Raw genomic sequence first — 18,354 nt, 5'->3', positions numbered from 1 at the left:
CGAAAAGTTGCAGACTTTTTGGATTGGATCGTGCGTAAGAAGGATCCCATGAACCCACCCATCCTCGAACGCGACCTGTCCGATCCGCGACGCAAGGCGTTGAACCCCGGCCTGAAATTCCTGCTCGAACTCGGGCCTGGTCTGGTGTTCTTTTTCACCACCATCCGCGGCGCGTGGCTTGTCGGGAAATTCCCGATCCTCAGCCATATCGGCGAGCCTATCCTGATTGCCACAGCGTTCTTTATGGTGGCGACGGCGCTGTCGCTCAGCGTTTCGTGGATTTTGACGCGCAGCTGGCCGATCATGCCGCTGGTCTCGGCCATCGTCGTGTTTGTGTTTGGTGCGCTGGCGCTGTGGCTGCAGGACAAGACCTTCGCTTTCATGAAGCCGACAATCATCAACAGCCTGTTCGGCATCACGCTGCTTGGCGGGTTGGCGTTTGGCAGATCGCTGTTGGGCTATGTCTTTGATTCCGCCTTCAATCTCGACGCCGAAGGCTGGCGCAAGCTCACTTTCCGATGGGGGCTTTTCTTCCTTTTTCTGGCTGTGCTGAACGAGGTCGTGTGGCGCAATTTTTCTGAGGAAACCTGGCTTTATTTCAAGGTCTGGGGCACGATTCCCATTACCCTTGTCTTCACGTTAAGCCAAATGCCGTTGATCCTGCGCCACTCGCTCGAGGACAAGGCCGCCAAGGAAGAGAAAGCCGGCAAATAGAGCAATTCCAAGAAAAGTGTGTAGCGGTTTTCCGGGGAAAAGCGCGTAGCGCTTTCCCTAGGGAATTGCGTCAGAATAGGAGGAGAGGGGCATGGAATTCATCACCACGCGCGACGAGTTGAGGACGATCTACAAGACGCCTCGGCCGACCGACGGTTCGATCCGCAAGGAACTGAAGGCATTGGACGGCCACTGCCGTTCCTTCATCGGCAAGAGCCCCTTCGTGCTGATCGGCTCGTCCGACGGCGCCGGCAATGCCGATGTGACGCCGAAGGGCGACAGGCCGGGCTTCGTAACAGTGCTTGACGAGAAGACCATCGCCATCCCCGACCGGCCCGGCAACAACCGGCTCGACACGCTGGAGAACATCCTTCTCAATCCCTCGATCGGGCTGCTCTTCCTCATTCCCGGCATGAACGAAACGCTGCGTGTCAATGGCGATGCCCGCATCACCGTCGATGCGTCATTGCGTGAGCGGCTGGCGGTCGACGGCAAGGCACCGCAAAGCGTCGTCGTGGTGACGGTCAAGGCCGCCTACATGCATTGCGCCAAGGCCTTCATGCGCTCCGAATTGTGGAAGCCGGAGAGCTGGTACGACCGCGCGACGCTGCCGACGCTCGGCCAGATCCTGCGCGACCAGTTGGCGCTCGCCGATTCGGCCGAGGCGACCGACCGCTGGCTGGACGAGGAATACAGAGAGACCATGTGGTAGTGTGCCCGGCGACGAATCGCTCGAGCCGGTCTCCATTTCCTTGCTCAACATCCTCGCCATCTCTGGCAGCCTGCGCGCCGCCTCGACCAATTCGGCCCTGGTCGCGGCACTCGCGCAAAACGCGCTGCCGGACTGTCACGTCGCCGTCTACGATGGGCTTGGGCGGCTGCCGATCTTCAACCCCGACGACGAAGGCGAGCGAACGCCACCGCAAGCAGCGGCGCTGATCGACGCGGTCACCGCCGCTGACGGCGTCATCGTCTCCTGCCCGGAATACGCCCATGGTGTGCCAGGCGGCCTGAAGAACGCGCTCGACTGGCTGGTGTCGCGCGATGCAGCCGTCGGCAAACCGGCCATGCTGGTACATGCCTCGCCGCGCTCGCTGTTTGCCCGCGCCGCACTTGCCGAGATCATGCGGACAATGTCTTTCGCGCTCTATGAGGAAGCAGCGCTCGAAATCGCGTTGCTCGGCAAGAAGCCGCCGGAGGTGGAGAAAATCCTGGCGCAGCCGGCAAGTAGGCAGACAATGCGCGATGCCCTATCCGCCTTCGCGGAGTTCATCCGCTCGCGGTGAACGTCGGGCCGTGCTTTCGTCATCCTAGGGCGGAGCAAGGAGCGAAGCGACGCGGCGCAGACCCTAGGATCCATGCCGTGACATTCGTCGGAGATGCAGCGGTTCGGGAAGGCCGCCGGAGGCCTGACGTTGGACATTACACCGGCGCGCTGCACAACAGAACCGCACCGCTGTTCTACTGGTAGGTCACGGCATGGATCCCAGGGTCTCCGCGACGGAGCTTCGCTCCTGCTCCGCCCTGGGATGACGACGCTAGGGGCTGCGGCCAATCTGAGCCGGGAACTAGCCCTTCCGTCTCCGCGTCTCGACGTCGGTCTCGCCGACGAACCAGTCGCGTGCAGCGACTTCCTCGAACACCACCCAGACATCGTTGCTGGTCAGGCCGGTGGCGCCGGTGATGGCCGCCGTCACCTGGGCGGCGATCGCGGCCTTTTTGCCGGCCGGGTCATCGGCAATCACCTCCTTGACCAGGCGGATATTCACGAATGGCATGGTGCCCTCCCTTGGATATGCTTGGCGGCCGTTCAATAGGTTTTGGCGCCGTTGACCATGAGCCGGACCATGTAGAGCGAGGTCGTGCCGGCGATGTAGAGGCAGTTCAGCTTGTTGCCGCCGAACACGCAATTGGCGACGACTTCCGGTACCTTGACCTTGCCGATCAGCGTCCCGTCTGGATCGTAGCAATGGATGCCGTCGGCGGCACTGGTCCAGATGCGGCCGTCCGCATCCAGCCTGAAACCGTCGAACAGGCCGGCGGTGCAGTCGGCAAAGACCTTTTCGCCGGAGACCGTCTTGCCGCCCTGGCCAACAGTGAAAACCCGGATGTGCGCCGGGTTTTGGGCGCCATGCGTGCGGCCGGTGTCGGCGACATAGAGCTTGCTCTCATCAACCGAGAAGGCGAGCCCGTTGGGCCTGACCATGTCGGTGATCACCGCCTCGGTCTCGCCGGTGCCGGGATCGACCCGGTAGACATGGCAGGCCCCGATCTCGCTTTCGGCCTTGTCGCCCTCGTAATCGGTATCGATGCCGTAGCTCGGGTCGGTGAACCAGATCGAGCCGTCGGACTTGACCACCGCGTCATTGGGCGAGTTCAGCCGCTTGCTGCGCCATTTGTCGGCGATGGTGATGACCGACCCGTCATGCTCGGTGCGGCTGACGCGGCGGCCGGAATGCTCGCAAGTGACCAGCCGGCCTTGCCGGTCGACGGTGTTGCCGTTGGAATTGCCGGACGGCTGACGGAACACGCTGACGCTGCCGTCGGTCTCGTCGTAACGCAGCATGCGATTGTTCGGGATGTCGGACCAGACCACATAGCGCCCGGCCGCAAACCAGGCCGGTCCTTCCGCCCATCGGCAGCCGGTAAACAACCTGTCGACCTGTGCATTGCCGTTGAACAGCCGCGAAAAGCGCGGATCGAGGACTTCGTAGAATTCGCTGGCCATGGTTCCTCCCGGTATCAATCGCTTGGCGAGCCGCGATCAAGCCAGCCTGCGATCGATATGGCAAGATCGATGATGCGTCAGAAGCATTATGGAAACGAATGCTGGCCCAGGCGGCAGGTCACATCCCGCTAACCGGCTATGCGCCCAGCGCAATGGTGCATTGCAACATCTTATTTTTGCAACGCACCATAACTATGTCATGCTCCGTATCGATCAAGGGAGGAACAACTGGCCGCGAAATGCGGCGTAAAAGGAAACTCGCTATGATCATCGACAGCCTCATGAGCCGCGCTCGCGCCAGCATCGCCAAGCGCCGGCATTACAACCGCCTCGTCGCCGAAATCGACAGCTTCAGCAGCCGCGACCTCGCCGACATGCGCGCCGACCGCTCAGAAATGCTCTACCAGGTCCACAAGCAGATCTACGGCTGAGGCGAACACATGATCCCGAACCGAAGGTCGGCGCAGCAAAAAGTTGCAGACTTTTCGGACGAGAGCATGCGTAATTAGAATTGTTCGATCGGTTTAACCCATCCATTCGATCCAGCGGCCGTGATAATCGCAATGGGCCAAGCGGCGTGTCTCGCCGCCCGGCCATAGGGTCAGGCTGAGTACCGCCCAATTGTTTGTGGGATCGCGCGGCTCCATCCTCAGCCTTGCGATAGGTGCAGCGGCCGTGGCCTGTCTGCCCGCCTGCTCCAGGGTGGCGGTGATGGCATCCTTGGTCGCCCGCGGCAAATATTGCCACATGATCGAATGATAGAGGACGAAGGCGCCGTCCTGCTGCCGTGCGGCCAGTGCCTTCTCGACAAACTCCGCTCCATCCGCCCTGACAAGCAGCGGCGGGAACTTTTCGGCAAGTGACAGCGCGGCGTCGAGCCGGGCCAGCCGCGCCGCCTGATCGGCCCAGATGAAGGACCGAAGCCGTAGCCGCGCGGCCGCGTCGGCGAAGTCGACCGGCGCGATGTCGCAGCCGGAGCGATGGCGAACGTTGATCTCTCCATTCAGCGGAACAGCACGGCCACGCACCTCTGGCGCCAGCCGGACGGGGGAGGCCTGGTCGCCCCACTCGGCATCGCCATAGCGATAGTGAAAGCTGTCGAACAGGAGATTGAGCCCAGCGCTGGCGCCGATCTCACACAGATCCAGCGGCAAGCCGGTTTCGCGCGCGACCGTCAGAAATCCTGGCAGCAGCATCGCCGACCGGGCGATCTCATTCGTCTGCGGGGCGCCGGCGAGGCCAGCGACGATCCGCTCGTCGGATCGCGCAATTGCTTCCGGCAGCACCGCCGCGATCTCATCTTCGCTTGTTTGGTTAGGCGGATAAACTTGTGTCAGTCGCTCATCCGCACCCGTCAGGACCAATGCATGCAGCGCGCCGCAGAGCCGCAAGGAGAGGCCGTCCGCGCGCGCGTCGCCCGGCCAACCGCGTACCGCCTGCCCGGTCCTGGTGTTTGCGTCGAGAACCTTGGCCAGCGCACGGCATAATTTCGCGGTGAACAGCGAGCCAAGCCCGTCACAGGCTTTCGCCTGAGCCAGAAAATGATCGCGGATGTCTCGTTCGTCCATCGCGTTTTCCGGTCCTCAGCCCGGTGCCGTCAGCGCCTTCTCGATCTCCGGCAGCAGCAGCGTCTGCGCCGAGTCCGGCGTCAGCGGCCCGACATGCTTGTAGGCGATCTTGCCATCCTTTCCGATGACGAAGGTCTCCGGCACGCCGTAGACACCCCAGTCGATCGCTGTGCGCCCGGCCTGGTCGACGCCGATCGCCTGGAACGGATTGCCGAGATCGCCAAGGAACCGACGGGCGTTTTCCGGCTGGTCCTTGTAGTTCAGCGCTGCCATGACGAAGCGTCTGTCCTGCGACAGCGCCAGCAGCACCGGATGCTCGTCGCGGCATGGCGCGCACCAGGACGCGAAGACGTTGACCAGCGTCACTTTGCCGGCGAACTGTTTTGAATCGAGGCCCGGCAAATTGGTGCCCTCGAGCGCCGGCAGGTTGGTCTGCGGCGCCGGCAAGCCGATCAGCGCCGACGGCACTTCCGACACGTCGCGCCCGGACAACAGCTGCGCCAGGAACAATCCCGCCAGCCCGAGAAAGACCAGCAGCGGCACCAGCACGATCAGGCGGCGACGCGCCGGTGTTTCCGTTTCCGTGCTCATGATTTTGCTGCCTTGTCGGAGCGCCGGCGCACGCCGGACGCCTCCAGCTCGGCGAGCTCTCGCTTGCGGCCGCGCTGGTCGAGCAGGATCCAGCCAACCAGCCCGGCCAGCACCACGGCCGTAATGGCATAGGCGGTGGTGACATAAAGGGCATGCATGCTCATTTTCCCGATCCAAGGCTTCTCACGGCGAAATTCATAGCCTCACCGGCTGTTTGTCGCAATGAACGGGTCTGCGGCAGATTTGCGGTTATCGCAAGCCGAAGGTCACTGCGAAAGCAAAACACCTGATATGTTTTTGATACGCATGTATTGGCACGTCAGGGACAGCCTGACAGCCCCTTCGCAGGTAAGCAGGATTCTACCGGCGTCATCCCACATCCTGATTGCACTGGAGCCATGGCTCTGGAACTTGCGAAGGCTAATGGATTCGACCGCGATGAACTCAAGCCCCGAAAGACACGGCATTGAACGCCGCCCATTTGGCGGGGGGCCGGTAGGGAAGGACGGTCGAGATGAAGGAAAGGTGCATGCTAGGCCCGTTGCGGTCCATCTTGGCCCCGGTAACCTCGACGGAGGACAGATCGGGGTAGTTGCCGTAGATGGTCTGGAGAAAGATCGGGTTCTCTATGCGCAGCGGCCACATCAATCCGTTCCGTGCCGCAGCGCCAGCGCCGCTGCCACCGGCCCGAGCACGGCAAGAAACAGGGTCAGCGCGGTAAGAATGAGGAAGGGATGCAGGAAGGGATCGGGGTCCGCCACCGCGCCATAGCTTGCCGATACGCCGAAGATCAGTACGGGAATGGTCAGCGGCAGCACCAGCACCGAGATCAGCAGTCCGCCGCGCGGCAACGCTACCGCCACCGCGGCACCGGCAGCACCGATGAAGGTGATCGCCGGCGTGCCGACCAGAAGCGTCAGCGCCGTGGCGCCGATGCCGGCCGGCTCCATGTTCATGAACAGGCCGAGCAGGGGAGCCGCGACGACCAGCGGCAGCACGCTTCCCGCCCAATGCGCCAGGCATTTCGTCAGCACGGTCAGGGCCAGCATGTGCCGGTCGTTGCCAAGCACCAGAAGATCGAGCGAGCCGTCCTCGCGGTCAGCCTGGAACAGCCGGTCGAGGCCGAGCAGGCAGGCCAGCAAGGCGGCGATCCACAGGATCGCCGGGCCGATGCGGGCCAGCAGCTTCAGGTCGGGACCGACGCCGAAAGGGATGGTCGCGATAACGGCGAGAAAGAAAATCACGCCGGTAAGCGCCCCGCCGCCGGCGCGGATACTTAAGCGGATGTCGCGCAGGAAGAGGGCTAGCATGATGTGAGATGCTTTCGCCCAGGCACCCCCCTCTGTCCTGCCGGACATCTCCCCCGCAAGGGGGGAGATTGGATGTCGCCTCGGCTTTCGTCAGTCTTCAACGTGAAAGAGAGGGCGAGTCGTTGAAACCGCCAATCTCCCCCCTTGCGGGGGAGATGTCCGGCAGGACAGAGGGGGGTGCGACAGAGCGCCGGCATCACCCAACCATCCCCATCACAAGCTCCCTCGCCCCCTCCAGCCCCAGCGGCAAATGCGTGGCCGCAACCACGATCCCCCCACCATCGAGATGCTTCCGCATTAGCCCGCCGAATCTCTCCTCCGAAGCCTTGTCCAGTCCCGCCGTCGGCTCATCGAGCAGCCACAATGGCCGATGACTGACCAGCAGTTTTGCGATCGCGGCGCGGCGGCGCTGGCCGGTCGAGAGATAGCCGAACGGCAGATGGCCGATGCCGCCCAACCCGACGGTCTCCAGCGCCTCTTCAACACCCCTGGAACCGGCGCCCGAAAAATCGCGCCAGAAGCACAGATTCTCCTTAACGGTGAGTGCGCTCTTCATTGCGTCGAGGTGGCCGAGATAGTGACAGGCCGAGGCGGCCGACGGAAAGTCTTCGCCACCACCTTCGAACCGCACACGGCCTGCCGCCACCGGCAACAGTCCGGCGATGATCCTGAGCAGCGTCGATTTGCCGGCGCCGTTCGCCCCGGTGACGACCAGCGCCTGGCCATCCCCCAGCGCGAATTCGATGCCGGAAAATACCGTCTCGCCGCCGCGTTCGCCGCCCAGATTTTCGGCGATCAGCCGCATCCGTTCCCCTTCGCCGAAAGTTCAAGCGCGGCTTCGGTGCGCCGCAGCAAAAATGGCAATTCCGTGTCTAGAACTATTCCAGAAAATTCTCTATATCCGCATCATCCGTGCCAGCGGTCGGCACGGGAACCGAATTTGCGCCGAACCAGCGCGCGTGCCGCCTTGAACGGCCCGGACGCTTGGGAACGGATAGCGGAAATGGCCGTACCCGCACCTTTGCGCGTGATTTGCATGCCCACTGGCGTCCGTTCCCTCCCCGGCAACCGACAGTTAGGGATCGCACGTGTCCAAATCACTCGACAGCTTCAATTGCCGCCGCACGCTGACCGCCGGCGGCACCGAGTACATCTACTATGACCTTGTCGAGGCCGAAAAGAACGGCCTCACCGGCATCGCTCAATTGCCCTATTCGATGAAGGTGCTGCTGGAGAACCTGCTGCGCAACGAGGACGGCCGTTCCGTCACCAAGGAGAGCATCCAGGCGGTCGCCGGCTGGCTGACCGACCGGGGCACTGCCGGCGTCGAGATCGCCTATCGCCCGGCCCGCGTGCTGATGCAGGATTTCACCGGCGTTCCGGCTGTGGTCGACCTTGCCGCCATGCGCGACGCCATGGCCTCGCTCGGCGGCGACCCGCAAAAGATCAACCCGCTGGTGCCGGTCGATCTGGTCATCGACCATTCGGTCATCGTCGACGAATTCGGCACGCCGCTGGCTTTCGCCCGCAATGTCGAGCTTGAGTATGAGCGCAATGAGGAACGCTACAAATTCCTGAAATGGGGCCAGCAGGCGTTCCGCAATTTCCGCGTCGTGCCGCCCGGCACTGGCATCTGCCATCAGGTCAACCTTGAGTACCTCGGCCAGGTCGTGTGGACCAACAGCGAAGATGGCGAGACCACCGCCTATCCCGACACCTGCGTCGGCACCGATTCGCACACCACCATGATCAACGGCCTTGGTGTTCTCGGCTGGGGCGTCGGTGGCATCGAGGCCGAGGCCGCGATGCTCGGCCAGCCCGTCTCCATGCTGTTGCCCGAAGTGATCGGCTTTCGCCTCACCGGCAGGCTGAGGGAGGGCGTCACCGCCACCGACCTGGTGCTCACCGTCACGCAGATGCTGCGCAAGAAGGGCGTCGTCGGCAAGTTCGTCGAATTCTTCGGTCCGGGCCTGTCCAACATGACGCTGGCCGATCGTGCCACCATCGGCAACATGGCGCCGGAATATGGCGCCACCTGCGGCTTCTTCCCGGTCGACAGCGAAACCATCCGCTACCTCACCATGTCCGGCCGTGACGAAAGCCGCATCGCCCTGGTCGAGGCTTATTCGAAGGCGCAAGGCCTATGGCGCGACGTCGGCTCGGCCGATCCGGTCTTCACCGATCTGCTCGAGCTCGATCTCGGCAGTGTCGTCCCGTCGATGGCCGGCCCGAAGCGGCCGGAAGGCCGCGTGGCACTTGAAGACATTCCGGCCGGCTTCGACAAGGCCATGGAGACCGAATACAAGAAGGCCGCCGAAATCGACAAGCGCTATGCCGTCGAGGGCACGGACTACGATCTTGGCCATGGCGATGTCGTCATCGCCGCCATTACCTCCTGCACCAACACCTCGAACCCGAGCGTGCTGATCGGCGCCGGGCTGTTGGCGCGCAACGCCAACCGGCTCGGCCTCAAGCAGAAGCCGTGGGTCAAGACCTCACTGGCGCCGGGCAGCCAGGTCGTCGCCGAATATCTGGAGAAATCCGGTCTGCAGAAGGAGCTCGACCAGATCGGCTTCAACCTGGTCGGCTTCGGCTGCACCACCTGTATCGGCAATTCCGGCCCGCTGCCGGCGCCGATCTCCAAGACCATCAACGATAAGGGCTTGATTGCTGCGGCAGTCTTGTCCGGCAACCGCAATTTCGAAGGCCGCGTCTCGCCCGACGTGCAGGCGAACTATCTCGCCTCGCCGCCGCTGGTCGTCGCCCACGCGCTGGCCGGGACCGTGACCAAGGTTCTGACCACCGAGCCGCTCGGCGAGGATCGCAACGGCAATCCGGTCTATCTCAAGGACATCTGGCCGAGTTCAGTCGAGATCCAGGAATTCATCGAGAAGAATGTCACGCGCGAATTGTTCGCCCGCAAATATGCCGACGTCTTCAAGGGCGACGAGTACTGGCAGAACGTCAAGGCGCCGGAAGGCCAGACCTATGCCTGGGACGACAATTCGACCTATGTGCAGAACCCACCCTATTTCGCCGGCATGACATCAGGCTTCGGCAAGATCGGCGATATCAAGGGCGCGCGTGTGCTCGGTCTGTTCGGCGATAAGATCACCACCGACCACATTTCGCCGGCCGGTTCGATCAAGGCGGCCTCCCCGGCCGGCAAGTACCTCACCGACCACGGCGTCGGCGTCGCCGATTTCAACCAGTATGGCACGCGCCGCGGCAACCACGAGGTGATGATGCGCGGCACCTTCGCCAACATCCGCATCCGCAACCACATGCTGGGCGAGAACGGCCGCGAGGGCGGCTACACCATCCATTACCCGTCGAAGGAAGAGGAATCGATCTACGACGCCGCCATGCACTACAAGAAGGAGGGCGTGCCGCTGGTCATCTTCGCCGGCGTCGAATATGGCAACGGCTCGTCGCGCGACTGGGCGGCCAAGGGTACGAATCTGCTCGGTGTCCGCGCGGTCATCGCTCAGTCCTTCGAGCGCATCCACCGCTCCAACCTGGTCGGCATGGGCGTAATCCCCTTCGTCTTCGAGGAAGGCACCTCGTGGGCCTCGCTCAACCTCAAGGGCGACGAACTGGTCGAGATCGACGGACTGAGCAACATCAAGCCGCGGCAGAAGATGATCGCCAGGATCACCTATGGCGACGACAGCGTCAAAGAGGTTCCGATCATCTGCCGCATCGATACGCTGGACGAGCTCGACTACTTCAAGAATGGCGGCATCCTGCAATACGTGCTGCGCGACCTTGCGGCTTAAGGGAGTAGGGCAATAAGGGAGTAGGGCAGTAGGGGAAGCAAGGACAAGCACCTACTGCCCAACTGCCCTACTTTGGCTTTCCAAACCGCGCTGTCGCCGCCAGCAGCACGCCGAGCATCAGCCCGTTGAGGATGTGCCACAGGAAATGCGTGCCGAGCGGAAAGCCGCCGCAGACCAGCGGATCGATCATCCGGCAGACGACCGACACGACGAAGATCGCCGAACCCGCCAGATTGTACCAGCCGGCACGATTGCCGCTGGCCGCCACCCAGGCGCCGAAGAAGGCAAGCGCCAGGAAGGGCGGCAGATAGCCGGTCGTGCCGTTCGACGCTTGGCGCAGCCAGTCCGGCACGGCAAAGGTCACCAGCCCGGCAACGGCGTAAAAGGCGACGAAGATGACGATCGCCTTGCCCCATTTCATGCCGAGAAAACGTCGCAGGTTGAACAGCGTGTAGGCCAGCGTGAACCCTGCAATCGGCAGCACGTCGGCCAGGATCATTCCCCTTGTGGCAAAGGTGTGGAACAGCGACGAGCCGACGCCGATCGCCACCACCCACCAGGCCAGCACTTCGGCGAAGGCGCCGGTGCCGCGCTTGCGCACCTGCCAGACACCCCATAGCCCGGCGGCAAAAAAAGCCAGATTGCTCAGCGCATTGAGCGGTTCAGCCCAGAATTCCGGCCCCGTCCGTTCGCAATAGAGGTCGACCGGCGCCAGGAGAGATTGCCACATGCTGATTGCCGCCCGAATCGCTTCCATCGTGAAGTGCGCGTCCACCTATTGCGCCCTTGCCAGCGGTTGCAACGGCAAAATTTCACCGCAACGTGACTTCCCGTTGACTGCCGCTTCTGCCACATATTTCGACAATCAGAACAAAGCCGGCATCACCGGCGGGATCGGAACGGCCATGTCATCTCGAAGACCATTGCGGCTTGCGGCCGTTGCGCTGGCTCTCTCGGCGTTTGCCGGAAGCGCCTTCGCCGAGCAGGCCGACAAGCCATTAGGCGTCGTCGAGCTCTTCACCAGCCAGGGATGTAATTCCTGTCCGCCGGCCGACGAATTCTTCGCCGAGCTCGCCGCCAAGGAGAACATCGTCGCGCTCGCCTATCATGTCGACTATTGGGATTACCTCGGCTGGCAGGATACGCTGAGCCGCAAGGAAAATACCGAGCGGCAATATGAGTATATGCGCGCCTTCGGCAGCCGTTCCGTCTACACCCCGCAAGCCGTCATCAACGGCCGCAGCCATGTCAATGGCGCCAGCCGCAAGGAAGTCGACGGCGCGCTGGCCCGCATGGAGAGGGTCGGCGAAGGCATGCGCGTCGGCATCAAGGTCAGCCGGACCAGCGATCGCGTCATGATCGATGCCGGCGACGCCGTGACCGGCCCCGCCGACGCGCATGTCGTCATCGTCTATTTCAACCCGCCGCAGACGATCAAGATCGGCAAGGGTGAAAACACCGGCCGCAGCATGACCTACTGGAACGCCGTCTCCAGCATCCAGACCGCCGGCATGTGGCACGGCAAGGCGCAGCGCTACGAACTGCCGATGAGCGAGATCGCCAAGAAGGGCGGCTGCGCCGTGCTGCTGCAGTCGGTCGGCAAGGACGGCGTGCCCGGTCCGATCCTGGGTGCAGCCTTTATCCGCAAGCCTTAGATGGAGCGCTCTCCCTTCTCCCTTGTGGGAGAAGGTGTCGCCGAAGGCGACGGATGAGGGTGTTCCAGGGAACGCCAACGCCTCACTCCGTCCAACACCCCTCATCTGTCTCGGCGCTGCGCGCCGATCCACCTTCTTCCACAACAAGGGGAGAAGGGATAGCCGCGCTCAAGCCTCCGACGACAGCCTATCCGGATGGATCGCGCCGCCACGGCTCCAGCCAATAAAAAACCGGCGTCAGCTTGCTTCTGACGCCGGTCATTTAGGTTTTGGGATCGTCGCACCCGATCTTTCCAAGGAAAGACCGAGGTTGGTTCGATCCGACGCAGACCCGTGGGCGGGGGGCTTGGGGTTTACGAGCCGGTGCCGGACCGAACCGTCTCAGGCAACGCCGGTAAATTCGTCGGACATTGGGGCATGAGCACGGATAAAAAAAGGCAGGATTGTGGCGAAGCATCACCAATTCCAACAGGCGTTTCGCAAACGTGACTGGACGTTGGAGAAACCGCGCGGTGCTGCCGTTGCCCGGCCGGGCCTTGCAATTCGGCAACGAAAGCGCCAACTTTGGTCGGCGTACGATTCATTGCGAGGATCCAGGCATGACTGATCGCAGCAGCGGGACGGAGGATGGGGACGCATCCGCAATATTGATCCCGCTGCACGAGGCAAGACACGAACGCCTCGACCAGCCGGTGCGGTTCGACCGCCGCGAACTGGACCAGATCCTCAGGCTCTACGGCCGTATGGTCGCCGCCAATGAATGGCGCGACTATGCTATTGACCATCTCACCGACCGCGCCGTTTTTTCCGTCTTCCGTCGCACCAGCGAAGTGCCGCTTTTCCAGATCGTCAAGGATCCGAAGCTGGCGCGCCGGCAAGGCGCATTCGCCGTCATCGCCGCCGGCGGACGCATCCTCAAGCGTGGCCAGGAACTCGGCCGGGTGCTTGGCGTGTTCGACCGAACGCTGAAGCTGGTCGAGGCGTAACCCCTTATTTTTGTTTGCGGAACTTCCGCTCGGGCAGCGATTGCGGATCGGGCGGGACCGACGCTCCACCGTTGATCGGCAGTTGCATGAACATCGTGTCCAGCCAGCGTCCGTGCTTGCCTTCCAGGCGGCCGGAATGGTGAAAGCCGAGCTTCTCGTGCAACCGCACCGAGGCGCTGTCGGGCCGGCCATCGCCAATCACCGCGATGATCTGGCGAAAGCCCGCCGCCTTGGCTGCCTCGATCAGCCTTTGCATCAGGAGCAGCCCGACGCCCTGCCCCTTGGCGTCGGGCGCGACATAGACGGAATCCTCAACCACGAAGCGGTATGCCGGGCGCGGCCGGAAAGCGCCGGCATAGGCATAGCCGAGCACAATGCCGCCTTTTTCCGCCACGAGATAGGGAAAGCCACCCGCTACCAAACTGTCGAAGCGCGCTCCCATCTCGATACGACTTGGCGGGTCGAGTTCATAGCTCGCCGTGCCGTTTGTCACCGCGTCGGCATAGATTTCCGTGATCCGGTCGAGATCGGCCGACGTCGCGGCCCGCAAGGTGATGCTGCTCATAATTTATGCACGTCGTTCATCTGCCCTATATCACAGCAAGAGCCGGCACAAAGAAAAGGGCGGCCATTGGGCCGCCCTTTCCAAACTCGCTGGAGTCAGACCATGATCCCGAAAAGTGGAAACCGGTTTTCGGAACAGATCATGGTCAACAAAGAACGCCGTACTAGCGACGGTCGCCCATGAACTGCAGCAGGAACATGAACAGGTTGATGAAGTCGAGATAGAGCCTCAGCGCGCCCATGATCGCCTTGCGGCCGGCGACATCAGTCTCGTCACCCTCGAAATACATCTCCTTGATGTTCTGCGTGTCATAGGCGGTGAGGCCTGCGAAGATCAGCACGCCGATCGCCGAAACGGCGAAGGAAAGCGCCGACGACTGCAGGAAGATGTTGATCACCATCGCGATGATCAGGCCGACCAGGCCCATGACCAGGAACGAGCCGAACGCGGAAAGGTCGCGCTTGGTCGTGTAGCCGTAGAGCGACAGCCCGCCAAACGCGGCGGCGGTGGCGAAGAAGGTCTGCGAGATACTGGCGGTGGTGTAGACCAGGAAGATCGACGACAGCGACAGGCCGACAAGGCCGGCGTAAACCCAGAACGTCGTCTGCGCCGCCGAAACGCTCATCGATTGGACCCGGAACGACAGGAACATCACCGCTGCCAGCGGGGCAAAGATCACCAGCCATTTCAGCGGCGAGCCGAAGATCGCGTAGCCGAACGAGGTCAGCATCTCGCCGCTTGGCAACGTGGCAACCGCCGAGGCGGGATCGCTGGTGGTGGCCAGCATGATTGTGCCGACCGCGGCAAGGCCGGTGATGAGGAGGCCAAGCCCCATCAGGTTGTAGACTTTGATCATGTAGGCGCGCAGGCCCTGGTCGATGGCAGCATCGACGCCGGCGCCGGGCACGGCGCGCGTCTGATAATTGCGAACGGGATCAGCCATGGAAATCCTCATATTGCTTCTGCCCCGTCCGGTGTCAGGTCCTTTTGAACCCAGGCGCCGCTGGCGGGGCTCCAGCATGCCTGCGCCGAAATATGATGGTTCTTGGCGTAAAGGACAAGACCGTAACCGGACGTAATGCTCCGTGAAGTGCCGGAGATCCGGTTTTATTGGCCTTGCCGGTCGAAACATTAACGAGATTTAATCAAAACCGGCTCTGGCTCAAAGATTCCGCAGCACCGGCGCCGCCTTGTGGCCCAGCACCCGCCACGTGCCGGCCAGGCCGATACCCACCGTGACCACCAGTGAAAAGCCGATGGTCGCCACGGCTACCTCGGGCATGAAGTGCGATGGCAGCGTCATGATGCGCGCGACGACGTACCACGCCGCCACACCGCCCGCCGCCAGCGCGAAGATCGCGGTCGCAAGGCCGATCAGCATGTATTCCAGCGAAAAGGCCGCGATCAGCGTTTTCCTGGTCGCACCCAGGGTCTTCAGCACCACCGCGTCGTGGATGCGGGCCCGGTTGCCGGCGGCGAGCGCCCCGGCCAGCACCAGCACCGAGGCGATCAACGCCACGCCCGCCGCGGCCCTGATCGCGGTGCCGAGCTGCACCACCAGCCGGTTGACAATGTCGAGCGCGTCCTTGACCCTGACCGTCGTCACCGCGGGAAAAGCCCGGGTGACGGCATTGAGAAGATGCGCGTCGTCGGCCGCCGACGCATTCGTCTCGGTCAGCGTCGCCAACCAGCCATGCGGCGCCCCGGCGAATGTGTTGGGCGAGAACACCATGACGAAATTGATGCCCATGGTTTCCCATTCGACCTGGCGGAAATTGGCGATCTTGGCCGTGATATTGCGGCCGAGCACGTTGACGGTGATGGTGTCGCCGAGCTTCAGCCCGATCTCCTTGCCCTCCTCGGCGGAAAACGAGACCAGCGGTTCGCCGGAATAATTCCCCGGCCACCAGCTGCCCTCGGTCAGCGTTGCATTCTCCGGCAATTGTGCGTCATAGGTCAGCCCACGGTCGCCGCGCAGCACCCAGGCGCCTTCGGCCGGAACCTTGACCTTGTCGACATCGACGCCGTTGAGCGCCATCACACGGCCGCGCAGCATCGGCACCTTGATCAGCGTGCCCTGCGGCGCCTCTTTGCCGACCAGCGCGGAGAAGGCATCGACGTCGCCGCTCTGGATATCGACGAAGAAGAAGTTCGGCGCCCGTTCCGGCAGGCTGCCGGAAATCTGCCGCCTGAGATTGCCATCGATCAGCGCCAGCGTCACCAGGAGCGTCAGCCCGAGACCCAGCGACAGCACCACGGACGGCGTCAAGGCGCCAGGCCGATGGATGTTGCCGATGGCGAGCCTGAGCGCCGTCGAGCGCACACGCGGACTTCTCTTCGCCGCCCACTGCACCAGCGTACCGACGACACGCAGCACCAGGAACGAAAAGACCGTGGCGCCGACGAAGATCGAGGCAATACGGCGGTCGCCGGAAAACAGGATCGCCAGCACCGCGAGCAGCAGCGCGATGGCCATTGCCGCGGCGACATAGAGCGGGCGGGGAAAACCGCGGCCCTCAAAACCCATTTCGCGAAACAGCGCCGTCGCTGGCACGTCGCGAGCACGGCCGAGCGGCAGCAGGGCGAAGGCCAGCGTCACCAGCAGCCCGAACAGCGCTGCCATGCCGAGGGCGCCGGGATAGAACCCACCTTCCGCCGGCACCGGAATAACCGACTGGAGTGCCGCGCTGGCCGCGAACGGCATCAGCGCGCCAAGCACAAGGCCCAGCGTGATACCGAGGGCGGCAATCATCAGGATCTGCACCAGGTAGACGGCAAAGACGAACCCGCCCGAAGCCCCCAGGCTCTTGAAGGTGGCGATGACGCCGCGCTTGCCGTCGAGATAGGCACGCACCGCATTGGCCACGCCGACGCCGCCGACCACCAGCGCCGTCAGCCCGACCAACGTCAGGAATTGCGAGAACCGCTCGATGTTCGAGGACAGCGCCGGCGCTGCGTTGCTGCGCGTGCGGATCGACCAGCCGGCCTGCGGGAACTCTTTCGCGGCCTGCTCCTGGATCGCCTTGATCTGTACTTCAGTGGTGCCGCCGGGCAGGCGGACCTTATAGGCGTTCTCGACCAGGCTGCCCGGCTGGATCAGGCCTGAAGCGGCAAGCCCGTCGGTCGACACCATCAGCCGCGGCGCAAAACCGAAGCCATCCGACACCGCATCTGGCTCGTTGACCAGCTTGGCGCGCAGCTCGAATGTCGCGCTGCCGAGCTTCAACCGGTCACCGATGCCAAGGTTCAGCCGCTCGAACAGAAGGTCCGGGGCGGCGGCGCCGAAGACACCGGATTTTTCGCCGAACAAATCCTCTCGCGACAGCACCGGCTGGGTCTCCAGCGCGCCATAGAGCGGATAGGCGCCGTCGACCGCCTTGGCCTCGACCAGCGCCTGGTCGGAGCCGTCCTCGAGCCTCGCCATCGAGCGCATGTTGGCGCTGTGCGAAACCGTGCCAAGCCGGCCGAGGAAGCTGCGTTCGGCTCTGGTCGGATCGCGCTGGTTGATCTGGAAGCGGAGATCGCCGCCGAGCAGCGTCTGACCCTGGTCGGCAACACCGGCGGAAATCGCCTGCGCCACCGAATTGACGCCGCCGATTGCCGCGACGCCGAGCGCAATGCAGGCAAGGAAGATCAGGAAACCGGACAGCCCGCCGCGCATTTCGCGCAGCGAGAACTTGAAGGCCAGCCTCAGCGTTTGCGACAGCGGCATCAGGCGGTCACCTTGCCGGCCCTGGAGGCCGGCTTGGATGCGTCCTCGATCAGCCCCGACCGCATCGACACCTGGCGCGAGCAGCGCGCCGCGAGCACCGGGTCATGCGTGACCAGCACCAGCGTCATGCCGCGTTCGGCCGCCTTGGCGAACAGCAGGTCGGCGACGTGCCGTCCCGTCGCCTGGTCGAGATTGCCGGTCGGCTCGTCGGCGATCAGGATGCGTGGCGACGGCGCCAGCGCCCGGGCGATCGCCACGCGCTGCTGCTCGCCGCCAGACAATTCGCCGGGATAATGGGTGATGCGATCGCTAAGGCCGACCGCCGCCAGTTCGCGCGCCGCCACGCCGAACGGATCGGCATGGCCGGCAAGCTCAAGCGGGACGGCGACGTTTTCCAGCGCCGTCATATTGGGGATGAGGTGGAACGACTGGAACACGATGCCGATGTTTCGCCCTCGAAACGATGCGATATGGTCTTCGCTTTTGCCGTTGAGCAGCTCGCCGGCAATTCGTACCGCACCCGAATCGACCCTTTCAAGCCCGGCCAAAACCATCAGCAATGTCGACTTTCCCGAACCCGAAGGTCCAACGATGCCTGTCGCTTCGCCGCTCGCCACATCAAGGCTGACGCCCTTCAGCACATGCACCGAGGATGCGCCTTCGCCGAGCGTCAGCGATACGTCTTTCAGCGAAATGACGGCTTCTTCCAAAATCAAATCGTCCTATATGGGGGAAAGAGGGCTAGA

20 protein-coding genes are annotated in these 18,354 nt (G+C 63.2%); 7 read left to right on the top strand and 13 right to left on the bottom strand.

The window, feature by feature from the left end:
- Window positions 1–48: 48 nt before the first annotated feature.
- The 3 genes from NKI22_RS00640 (at window position 49) to NKI22_RS00630 (ending at window position 2,000) form a co-directional block, all read left to right on the top strand.
- On the top strand, window positions 49–714 hold the full coding sequence (locus tag NKI22_RS00640; RefSeq protein ID WP_352817258.1) for a septation protein A: 666 nt from the start codon (window positions 49–51) through the stop codon (window positions 712–714).
- Window positions 715–805: 91 nt separating this feature from the next.
- On the top strand, window positions 806–1,426 hold the full coding sequence (locus NKI22_RS00635; RefSeq protein WP_352481060.1) for a pyridoxamine 5'-phosphate oxidase family protein: 621 nt from the start codon (window positions 806–808) through the stop codon (window positions 1,424–1,426).
- Window positions 1,427–1,466: 40 nt separating this feature from the next.
- Complete coding sequence (locus tag NKI22_RS00630) at window positions 1,467–2,000, top strand: NADPH-dependent FMN reductase (protein ID WP_023721876.1); 534 nt, start codon at window positions 1,467–1,469, stop codon at window positions 1,998–2,000.
- 282 nt (window positions 2,001–2,282) lie between these two features.
- On the opposite strand, the gene NKI22_RS00625 is transcribed toward NKI22_RS00630, so the two are convergent.
- Window positions 2,283–2,492, bottom strand: coding sequence for a tautomerase family protein (locus tag NKI22_RS00625; protein WP_023721877.1), 210 nt, complete (start codon window positions 2,490–2,492; stop codon window positions 2,283–2,285).
- A 32-nt stretch (window positions 2,493–2,524) separates the two neighbouring features.
- Window positions 2,525–3,442 (bottom strand): SMP-30/gluconolactonase/LRE family protein, encoded by a 918-nt coding sequence (locus NKI22_RS00620; protein WP_031194900.1) that lies wholly within the window; start codon window positions 3,440–3,442, stop codon window positions 2,525–2,527.
- Between the two features lie 263 nt (window positions 3,443–3,705).
- Here NKI22_RS00620 and NKI22_RS00615 point away from each other — a divergent pair, with 263 nt between their 5' ends.
- Window positions 3,706–3,873, top strand: a complete 168-nt coding sequence (locus NKI22_RS00615) for a hypothetical protein (protein ID WP_023721879.1) — start codon at window positions 3,706–3,708, stop codon at window positions 3,871–3,873.
- 93 nt (window positions 3,874–3,966) lie between these two features.
- On the opposite strand, the gene NKI22_RS00610 is transcribed toward NKI22_RS00615, so the two are convergent.
- From NKI22_RS00610 to ccmA, 6 genes are all read right to left on the bottom strand, one after another.
- A complete protein-coding gene (locus NKI22_RS00610; RefSeq protein ID WP_352817255.1) occupies window positions 3,967–5,010 on the bottom strand; it encodes a DUF2332 domain-containing protein in 1,044 nt (347 codons plus the stop codon).
- A gap of 15 nt (window positions 5,011–5,025) precedes the next feature.
- Window positions 5,026–5,601 carry a DsbE family thiol:disulfide interchange protein gene (locus NKI22_RS00605; protein WP_023721881.1) on the bottom strand — a complete coding sequence of 192 codons (576 nt, stop codon included), beginning with the start codon at window positions 5,599–5,601 and terminating at the stop codon, window positions 5,026–5,028.
- On the bottom strand, window positions 5,598–5,765 hold the full coding sequence (ccmD, locus tag NKI22_RS00600; protein ID WP_352958141.1) for a heme exporter protein CcmD: 168 nt from the start codon (window positions 5,763–5,765) through the stop codon (window positions 5,598–5,600). Before ccmD ends, NKI22_RS00605 begins: the two co-directional genes overlap by 4 nt.
- Window positions 5,766–6,045: 280 nt before the next feature.
- Window positions 6,046–6,246 (bottom strand): Imm50 family immunity protein, encoded by a 201-nt coding sequence (locus NKI22_RS00595; protein ID WP_023721883.1) that lies wholly within the window; start codon window positions 6,244–6,246, stop codon window positions 6,046–6,048.
- Complete coding sequence (ccmB, locus tag NKI22_RS00590; RefSeq protein WP_023721884.1) at window positions 6,246–6,911, bottom strand: heme exporter protein CcmB; 666 nt, start codon at window positions 6,909–6,911, stop codon at window positions 6,246–6,248. Before ccmB ends, NKI22_RS00595 begins: the two co-directional genes overlap by 1 nt.
- Window positions 6,912–7,107: 196 nt before the next feature.
- Window positions 7,108–7,716, bottom strand: a complete 609-nt coding sequence (ccmA, locus tag NKI22_RS00585; RefSeq protein ID WP_023721885.1) for a heme ABC exporter ATP-binding protein CcmA — start codon at window positions 7,714–7,716, stop codon at window positions 7,108–7,110.
- Between the two features lie 283 nt (window positions 7,717–7,999).
- Between ccmA and acnA the strand changes: the two genes are divergently transcribed.
- Window positions 8,000–10,690 (top strand): aconitate hydratase AcnA, encoded by a 2,691-nt coding sequence (acnA, locus tag NKI22_RS00580; RefSeq protein WP_352817251.1) that lies wholly within the window; start codon window positions 8,000–8,002, stop codon window positions 10,688–10,690.
- A 67-nt stretch (window positions 10,691–10,757) separates the two neighbouring features.
- On the opposite strand, the gene NKI22_RS00575 is transcribed toward acnA, so the two are convergent.
- Window positions 10,758–11,420, bottom strand: a complete 663-nt coding sequence (locus NKI22_RS00575; protein WP_023721887.1) for a ceramidase domain-containing protein — start codon at window positions 11,418–11,420, stop codon at window positions 10,758–10,760.
- A 175-nt stretch (window positions 11,421–11,595) separates the two neighbouring features.
- Here NKI22_RS00575 and NKI22_RS00570 point away from each other — a divergent pair, with 175 nt between their 5' ends.
- Together NKI22_RS00570 and NKI22_RS00565 are read left to right on the top strand one after the other, a co-directional pair.
- On the top strand, window positions 11,596–12,345 hold the full coding sequence (locus tag NKI22_RS00570) for a DUF1223 domain-containing protein (RefSeq protein WP_023721888.1): 750 nt from the start codon (window positions 11,596–11,598) through the stop codon (window positions 12,343–12,345).
- Between the two features lie 599 nt (window positions 12,346–12,944).
- The gene (locus tag NKI22_RS00565; RefSeq protein WP_023721889.1) at window positions 12,945–13,331 is read left to right on the top strand and encodes a DUF2794 domain-containing protein; all 387 of its coding nucleotides are present in this window, start codon (window positions 12,945–12,947) and stop codon (window positions 13,329–13,331) included.
- A 4-nt stretch (window positions 13,332–13,335) separates the two neighbouring features.
- On the opposite strand, the gene NKI22_RS00560 is transcribed toward NKI22_RS00565, so the two are convergent.
- From NKI22_RS00560 to NKI22_RS00545, 4 genes are all read right to left on the bottom strand, one after another.
- Window positions 13,336–13,896, bottom strand: a complete 561-nt coding sequence (locus NKI22_RS00560) for a GNAT family N-acetyltransferase (RefSeq protein WP_352958139.1) — start codon at window positions 13,894–13,896, stop codon at window positions 13,336–13,338.
- A 163-nt stretch (window positions 13,897–14,059) separates the two neighbouring features.
- Entirely contained in the window at window positions 14,060–14,839 is a 780-nt protein-coding gene (locus NKI22_RS00555) for a Bax inhibitor-1/YccA family protein (protein WP_254817871.1), read from the bottom strand.
- A gap of 219 nt (window positions 14,840–15,058) precedes the next feature.
- Window positions 15,059–17,608: an ABC transporter permease gene (locus tag NKI22_RS00550; RefSeq protein WP_352481069.1), complete on the bottom strand. Its 2,550-nt coding sequence runs from the start codon at window positions 17,606–17,608 to the stop codon at window positions 15,059–15,061.
- Window positions 17,608–18,318: an ABC transporter ATP-binding protein gene (locus NKI22_RS00545; RefSeq protein WP_352817245.1), complete on the bottom strand. Its 711-nt coding sequence runs from the start codon at window positions 18,316–18,318 to the stop codon at window positions 17,608–17,610. Before NKI22_RS00545 ends, NKI22_RS00550 begins: the two co-directional genes overlap by 1 nt.
- Between the last annotated feature and the right edge of the window lie 36 nt (window positions 18,319–18,354).

This window comes from Mesorhizobium sp. M0778 (assembly GCF_040320105.1).
Lineage (GTDB): Bacteria > Pseudomonadota > Alphaproteobacteria > Rhizobiales > Rhizobiaceae > Mesorhizobium.
This window is presented reverse-complemented; position numbering and strand designations above follow the sequence as displayed.

Excerpts from the sequence above, each read along its gene's own strand:
- NKI22_RS00640 (WP_352817258.1), top strand. The coding sequence starts at position 49 with ATGAACCCACCCATCCTCGAACGCGACCTGTCCGATCCGCGACGCAAG.
- NKI22_RS00635 (WP_352481060.1), top strand. The coding sequence starts at position 806 with ATGGAATTCATCACCACGCGCGACGAGTTGAGGACGATCTACAAGACG.
- NKI22_RS00625 (WP_023721877.1), bottom strand. The coding sequence starts at position 2,492 with ATGCCATTCGTGAATATCCGCCTGGTCAAGGAGGTGATTGCCGATGAC.
- NKI22_RS00620 (WP_031194900.1), bottom strand. The coding sequence starts at position 3,442 with ATGGCCAGCGAATTCTACGAAGTCCTCGATCCGCGCTTTTCGCGGCTG.
- NKI22_RS00615 (WP_023721879.1), top strand. The coding sequence starts at position 3,706 with ATGATCATCGACAGCCTCATGAGCCGCGCTCGCGCCAGCATCGCCAAG.
- NKI22_RS00610 (WP_352817255.1), bottom strand. The coding sequence starts at position 5,010 with ATGGACGAACGAGACATCCGCGATCATTTTCTGGCTCAGGCGAAAGCC.
- NKI22_RS00605 (WP_023721881.1), bottom strand. The coding sequence starts at position 5,601 with ATGAGCACGGAAACGGAAACACCGGCGCGTCGCCGCCTGATCGTGCTG.
- ccmD (WP_352958141.1), bottom strand. The coding sequence starts at position 5,765 with ATGAGCATGCATGCCCTTTATGTCACCACCGCCTATGCCATTACGGCC.
- NKI22_RS00595 (WP_023721883.1), bottom strand. The coding sequence starts at position 6,246 with ATGTGGCCGCTGCGCATAGAGAACCCGATCTTTCTCCAGACCATCTAC.
- ccmB (WP_023721884.1), bottom strand. The coding sequence starts at position 6,911 with ATGCTAGCCCTCTTCCTGCGCGACATCCGCTTAAGTATCCGCGCCGGC.
- ccmA (WP_023721885.1), bottom strand. The coding sequence starts at position 7,716 with ATGCGGCTGATCGCCGAAAATCTGGGCGGCGAACGCGGCGGCGAGACG.
- NKI22_RS00575 (WP_023721887.1), bottom strand. The coding sequence starts at position 11,420 with ATGTGGCAATCTCTCCTGGCGCCGGTCGACCTCTATTGCGAACGGACG.
- NKI22_RS00570 (WP_023721888.1), top strand. The coding sequence starts at position 11,596 with ATGTCATCTCGAAGACCATTGCGGCTTGCGGCCGTTGCGCTGGCTCTC.
- NKI22_RS00565 (WP_023721889.1), top strand. The coding sequence starts at position 12,945 with ATGACTGATCGCAGCAGCGGGACGGAGGATGGGGACGCATCCGCAATA.
- NKI22_RS00560 (WP_352958139.1), bottom strand. The coding sequence starts at position 13,896 with ATGAGCAGCATCACCTTGCGGGCCGCGACGTCGGCCGATCTCGACCGG.
- NKI22_RS00555 (WP_254817871.1), bottom strand. The coding sequence starts at position 14,839 with ATGGCTGATCCCGTTCGCAATTATCAGACGCGCGCCGTGCCCGGCGCC.
- NKI22_RS00550 (WP_352481069.1), bottom strand. The coding sequence starts at position 17,608 with ATGCCGCTGTCGCAAACGCTGAGGCTGGCCTTCAAGTTCTCGCTGCGC.